This is a genomic window from Pseudomonas sp. NBRC 111133 (assembly GCF_001320605.1).
GTDB lineage: Bacteria > Pseudomonadota > Gammaproteobacteria > Pseudomonadales > Pseudomonadaceae > Aquipseudomonas > Aquipseudomonas monteilii.
In genome coordinates this window covers 1-5,749 of sequence record NZ_BCBJ01000100.1, presented here as the reverse complement: position 1 = coordinate 5,749, position 5,749 = coordinate 1, and the positions used below count along the sequence as shown (strand labels likewise).

Sequence of the window (5,749 nt, the reverse complement as noted above, 5' to 3'; positions counted from 1 at the left end):
TTTGGGGAGCAATGGAACCAAAAACCAACGTAAGCTCTGAATCCCACCGTAAAGGGGCTTTCCGATCTCCAGCTCACCCGCCAGGCATTACTCTCTGATCAGTGCCTCGATGATCGGGCAGATCGTTCCGCCGTCTCCCGCATCACATTGCTGCACCAGTTCGCCTAACAGTTGCTGCATGACGACCAAGTCGGCCATCTTCTGCTCGATCAACGCGAGCTTGCGTGCAGCCCGTGCTCGCGTTTCGGCACAGGCGCACGACTCATCCAGCGTCAGCAGTCCACCGACTTCCGAGAGCGTGAAACCCAGCGCCTGAGCCCGCTTGATGAAACGCAGTCGCTTCACCATGTCCACCGGATAGCGCCGATGGCCACCCAAGGGTTTGGCTGGTTCATCCAGCAGCCCGCGTCGCTGGTAGTAGCGGATCGTCTCGACGTTCACCCCGGCGGCGTCTGCCAGCTTGCCAATGGTCAGCTCTGTGGCCATCACTTTCTCCTTGATTCCGTACTTTGGTACGGAGTTTAGAATAGCACCTAGGCAATCAGGCTCAGGAGATGGGAATGGGGATGCAACTCACCGGGAAAGGCTCGCTGGTCGCGAGTTCGCTGACCGCCATCGGTGCGTCGGTGTGCTGTGTCGGGCCACTGGTGCTGTTGGCACTCGGTGTCGGCGGTACGTGGGTGGGCGCTCTGACCATGATGGAGCCACTACGCCCCCTCTTCATCGGGTTGACTCTACTGTTCCTGGGATTGGCATTCCGCAAGCTCTACCTGGTGCCACAGGTTTGTACGCCAGGTACACCCTGCGCCGATCCGCGCACGCTCGTGCGACAGCGACTCGTGTTCTGGATCGTCAGCGTGCTGCTGCTCGGCCTATTGGCCGTGCCGTGGCTCGCCCCGCTGTTCTACTGAAGGAGATTAACCATGCGCAAACTGCTGATCGCCGTGCTTTTCGCCTTGCCCTTCGTGGCGCTGGCGGCTCCCCCGAAAACCGTCACGCTCGACGTGCAGAACATGACGTGCGGACTCTGTCCGATCACGGTCAAGAAGTCGCTGGAGAAGGTGTCCGGCGTGAGTGACGTCCAGGTCAATTTCGACCAGAAGACGGCGACCGTCACCTACGATCCCGATAAGGCCCAGCCCGAGGCACTGACTGAGGCGACCGCGAACGCGGGATACCCCTCCACAGTGCAGAAGTGAGGTCACGATGAGCGCCATTGTCCTTGAGTCCGTGCTGACTTGCCCGCGCTGCGGCTTCGCCAAGCCGGAAACCATGCCCACGGACGCCTGCCAGTTCTATTACGAGTGCAGCAACTGCAAGGCGCTGCTGCGCCCCAACCCAGGGGATTGCTGCGTTTTCTGTTCGTTCGGCTCGGTGAAGTGCCCGCCGATCCAGCAGCAGCTTGGGTGTTGCTCATAGCGTTTAGGGGGATCACAGGTCGTCGTCTGGATTACGCAGTGGCCGCAGCTCGCCGCGCGCAACTTCTTCCGGTACCGCAAAGGAATACCGCCCGAGCATGTTGATGTGCTCGTAGATCAGCGGCGATAGCCGGGCCAAATCCTCTTCCAGCACTGGATAGCCGTGCTGCTTGAGCCGTTCCACGGCCGCCGTCATGTAGAGGGTGTTCCACAGCACGATGATGTTCACCACCAGGCCCAGAGCACCGAGCTGGTCTTCCTGGCCTTCGCGGTAGCGCTGGCGGAGCTCGCCGCGTTTGCCGTGGAACACGGCGCGGGCCAGGCTGTGCCGGCCTTCGCCTCGGTTCAACTGGGTCAGGGTGGCGCGGCGCTTGGACTCGTCGTCGATATAGGTCAACGTGTGCAGAGTCTTTTCGATCCGCCCGAATTCGGCCAGCGCCTGGGCCAGCCGGGTGGGTCTATCTCCCGTTTGCAGCGTGCGCATGATGCCAGTCGCCGGCACCCGGCCGAGTTTGAGCGAGCCGGCCAGGCGCAGCAGGTCGTCCCAGTGCTCGGCGATCAGGTCGAGTTTGACCGACTGGCGGGCCAGCCCGTTGAGCTTGCCGTAGTCCGCGTCCGGGCGCGTGCGCCAGAAGCGGGTACCGCCGACATCGGCCAGCCGCGGACTGAAGTGGTAGCCAAGTAGGCGGAAGAGCCCGAACACCACATCGCTGTAGGCCCCGGTGTCGGTCATGATTTGCGTCGGCTGCAACTCGGTCTGCTGTTCCAGCACGACCGCCAGCAACACCAGGCTGTCGCGCAGCGTGCCGGGCACGGTGATGGCGTTGAGGCCGGAGAATTGGTCGGAAATCAGGTTGTACCAGGTGACACCCCGGCCGGTGCCGAAATACTTCGGATTGGGGCCGGCATGCACGGTGCGCACCGGTACGACGAAGCGCATGCCATCGGCGGAGGCGACCTCGCCGCCACCCCAGACTTGGGCCAGTTCCAGTTGGCTTTGCGCTCCGACCAGGATGGCGTTAGCCGCTGACAGGGTGTCGTCGCGGATATAATTCTGGCTGACCCAGGACAGCCGGTCACGGCGCAGCGCCGGGTTGTCGGTGCGGATCAAGGGCTCCAGGCCGGTGTTGCAGGCCCCGCCCAACAGCACCGCGCAGAGGCTGGTGACCAGGTTGTCGGCGCGTGCATTGCGTTCGGAGACATGGGTGAAGGCCTCGGAAAAGCCAGTGCGGGCGGCGATTTCCAAGAGGATTTCCGGCAGATCGACACGCGGCATCAGGTCAGACACGGCCGCCCGCAGTTGCAGCAACGAGCAGGGCTCGTCCAGCTTGTCCAGCGCCCCGAGCGACAGTTCGGTCTTGCCCTCGGTGTTCTCGCTCAGTTGAATCGCCGGGTTGTCGGGCAGGCGCGCGGCTACTGCCAGCCAGGTTGCATCCAGCTCGACGGACAAGGCGTCCAGGGTGGTTTTGGCGTCGATGGTCAGGCCCAGTGACCGGCAGATGATCGGTCGCGCCGCCAGCCATTCGGCACCGTCGAGCAGGCCAAGGCGCGGGTCGGCATAGCGCCAACTGGGCGAGACGAAGACATCGCGGCGGCGCAGGGCCGTGCGCAGCGCATCGAGCGTGCAGAACACATAGGCACCCATGTCGAGGGAGCCATCTTCGCGGGTGATGTGCTTCTGCCAAGCCTTGGCCACGATCTCCTGCGGCGCGTCATCCTCTGGCTTCCGGCGCGGCAGGTTCAGTTGCAGCCACTCCAGACTAGCCGCCACGCCCTTGCCGGCCGGGCTGAAGCCGAAGCGGATGTGCTTGAGCAGGTCGGGCAGGAAGCGGCGCACGCTGCGGTAGCGCGCTTCCAATGCAAGAAAATAGACGTCATCTACCGGGCGGATCAGCGCGTTGACCTCTTCCAGGGCCTTTTCCAGGGTGGTCCTCGGCAGGTCGTTGAACAGCCGGGCGCGCACGTTGTCATCGCTGATCGAGCTGTCCAGCACGACCTTGCACGCGGCGGCGAGCGTCGCGGCCGACCGATCCAGGTCTTTCAGGCTGCGCATGCGGGCTTTCTTGTCGGCCTTCTCCGCGTTGCTGAACAGGTCGCGCAGCAAGGCCTCCAGGACTTCCAGTGCGTCGTCGTGCGCAGTCGCCTCCAGGCAGAGTGCGAAGGCCACCAGTGTCGCCATCCGCCGCGACGCCGGCAGCCGATTAATCGCGGTGACCTTGGCCGTGTTGGCGAAGCGGGCCAGGGCGGCGATACGGCTGGGAGGGATGTGCGCCGCCGCCGGCAAGGTGATGCCGATGCCGCGCACGTCATCGAGCCGGCGCAGTGCCCGAATCAACGCGGGGCCACTGACCATGACCGGGCCGGAGCGCAATTGATCCAGCCGGGAGCTGCGGTTGCCTTCGGCCACCGTCAGCAAGTCTTGCAGTTGCAATCGCTGTTCCTCAGTCACGCTGCGGCCCAGCGTAAACCAGAGGCGTTCTTCGACCCGACTGCGCAACTGGGCGATAAAGCGCTCTAGTTGAGACACACCAGGCAGGAGGACTTTCTGTGTGAACAGCCACGAGGTGGCTCGCTCAAACAGCACTCCCGGCCGGTCGGTGCCCGTCCAGCAGAGGGCATACAGCCAGCGGCTCAAGCGAAAGCCGATGCCCGGATCGGTGAAATGACGATAGCCAAAGCGGTTCTGAATATCGGTGGCATGTATCCAGCGGCGATGATCGCTATAGCGCTGGAGGCAGTCGGGGTCTGGAATCGCCAGTTGTCGGCAAAGCACCTGCAGGACTTCCACCGGCACGGCGGCGGGCTTGTCCGGCAGAACGCCAACGAAGCGGACGGTGGTCAGCAGAACGGCATAACCCAGACGGTTATGGTTACCCCGCAGCACCTGGATGGCTTCACGGTCTTCATCGCTCAGGTGGAAGTAACGTTCCAGCTCTTCACGGCTGGGCGAATCAACATAGCGGCCAAAACCGTCGCGTTGCTCTTGAGTCAGAAAACCGACCGGCATTGATCACAGCACCTCGACGCAGAACACGGCGGGCGTGACGATCCGCGTGCGTTCGATGTGCCCGCGTTGCAGCAGGCCGGCGCGGCGATCACCGGTTACCAGGTAGTCCGCATCGCCCGCCAAGGCCATGGCCAGCAAAAACGAGTCATCCGGATCATCGGCTTCGACCTCGATGGTCAGGCGCTCCAGTACCACAGCCCGTTGCAGGTTATTGATCATGGCGCCCACCTTGGCGGGCTGTAGGATGGCCTGAAGCTTGGGATAGCGGCTGGCTCGACGAATTTCATCGAGTTGCATCCGCGAGGTCACCACCTCGAAACGCGCCGCCCGCCAGGCACGGTAGATCGCATCGGGCGCGCCATGTGGCGAGATCAGGGCGCTGAACAGGATGTTGGTATCCAACACGACCCGCATCAGCGCTTACGTGCCCAGTCGAGCGCTTCGTCAACCGCGTTGGTCAATTCTGCCTCACTCAGATGGGCGTTAGCGGCCTTGGCCTGCTCAGCGCTCAGCTCCAGGATGTGTGCCCGTACCGCTTCTTCGATGAAGCGCGACAGGTCGCCCTTACGGCCGCCGCCCTGGCTGGCCAGAAACATCCGAAGCGACTGGTCGGTGTCGGCCGAGACGGCGACATTCCAGCGAATGGTATTCATAGCGTTCTCCGCTAATAGGTGTTTGTGTGTTTATACGCCAATCACAAAGGGCGATGCAATGGTTCGACAAAACGAAGGTTTTGCCGAACTCTATCGAGGAATGGCTCGGTTCGTTAAGCTCCCCGCGCTACGGTTCAAATAACTGGTACGCTTAATCAAAGTTCAACTATTACTAACGTAGTCGAGTAAACAGTACTTTTGATGAAGATCGGTTATGCGCGAGTGAGCACTCGGGATCAGAAAGCCGACCTACAAGTCGATGCCCTGAAACAGGCCGGGTGCGAACGCATCTACCAAGACATCGCCAGCGGCGCGAAAAGCGCCCGGCCGGAGTTGGACAAACTGCTGGCCAACGTGCGGCCGGGTGATGCCGTGGTGATCTGGAAGCTGGATCGCCTTGGGCGTTCCCTCAAGCACCTGGTCGAGTTGGTCGGCGAGCTGGCAGAGCGCAAGGTCGGCTTACAGAGCCTGAATGACCCCATCGACACCACCCACGCCCAAGGCCGCCTGGTGTTCAACCTGTTCGCCTCGCTGGCGGAGTTCGAGCGCGAGCTGATCCGCGAGCGGACTCAGGCGGGTCTGTCGGCCGCACGGGCGCGTGGCCGGATCGGTGGCCGTCCCAAGGGCCTGCCAGCCAAGGCTGAGGCCACCGCCATGGCGGCCGAAACCCC

The 5,749-nt window shown here is 62.9% G+C and carries 8 protein-coding genes; 4 read left to right on the top strand and 4 right to left on the bottom strand.

Annotated elements, in window-relative coordinates; translation table 11 throughout:
* Positions 1-87: 87 nt before the first annotated feature.
* Positions 88-486 carry an Hg(II)-responsive transcriptional regulator gene (merR, locus tag APH36_RS23420; protein WP_003089120.1) on the bottom strand — a complete coding sequence of 133 codons (399 nt, stop codon included), beginning with the start codon at positions 484-486 and terminating at the stop codon, positions 88-90.
* Positions 487-560: 74 nt separating this feature from the next.
* Between merR and APH36_RS23415 the strand changes: the two genes are divergently transcribed.
* Genes APH36_RS23415 through APH36_RS23405 form a run of 3 tightly spaced genes read left to right on the top strand, consistent with a single transcriptional unit; the run spans position 561 to position 1,419 of the window.
* Complete coding sequence (locus APH36_RS23415; protein ID WP_003089115.1) at positions 561-911, top strand: mercuric transporter MerT family protein; 351 nt, start codon at positions 561-563, stop codon at positions 909-911.
* Between the two features lie 12 nt (positions 912-923).
* Complete coding sequence (gene merP / locus APH36_RS23410; protein ID WP_003150552.1) at positions 924-1,199, top strand: mercury resistance system periplasmic binding protein MerP; 276 nt, start codon at positions 924-926, stop codon at positions 1,197-1,199.
* Between the two features lie 7 nt (positions 1,200-1,206).
* Positions 1,207-1,419: a GDCCVxC domain-containing (seleno)protein gene (locus APH36_RS23405; RefSeq protein WP_003089113.1), complete on the top strand. Its 213-nt coding sequence runs from the start codon at positions 1,207-1,209 to the stop codon at positions 1,417-1,419.
* A 12-nt stretch (positions 1,420-1,431) separates the two neighbouring features.
* Here the strand turns inward: APH36_RS23405 and APH36_RS23400 are convergent, their stop codons facing one another.
* Genes APH36_RS23400 through APH36_RS23390 form a run of 3 tightly spaced genes read right to left on the bottom strand, consistent with a single transcriptional unit; the run spans position 1,432 to position 5,078 of the window.
* A complete protein-coding gene (locus tag APH36_RS23400; RefSeq protein ID WP_003299771.1) occupies positions 1,432-4,425 on the bottom strand; it encodes a Tn3 family transposase in 2,994 nt (997 codons plus the stop codon).
* Between the two features lie 3 nt (positions 4,426-4,428).
* Positions 4,429-4,839 carry a putative toxin-antitoxin system toxin component, PIN family gene (locus APH36_RS23395; protein WP_003150546.1) on the bottom strand — a complete coding sequence of 137 codons (411 nt, stop codon included), beginning with the start codon at positions 4,837-4,839 and terminating at the stop codon, positions 4,429-4,431.
* Entirely contained in the window at positions 4,839-5,078 is a 240-nt protein-coding gene (locus APH36_RS23390) for a ribbon-helix-helix domain-containing protein (protein WP_003089107.1), read from the bottom strand. Before APH36_RS23390 ends, APH36_RS23395 begins: the two co-directional genes overlap by 1 nt.
* Before the next feature lie 201 nt (positions 5,079-5,279).
* Between APH36_RS23390 and APH36_RS23385 the strand changes: the two genes are divergently transcribed.
* Positions 5,280-5,749 (top strand): recombinase family protein (locus APH36_RS23385; protein WP_177337127.1); only part of this gene is annotated, 470 nt, incomplete at its 3' end.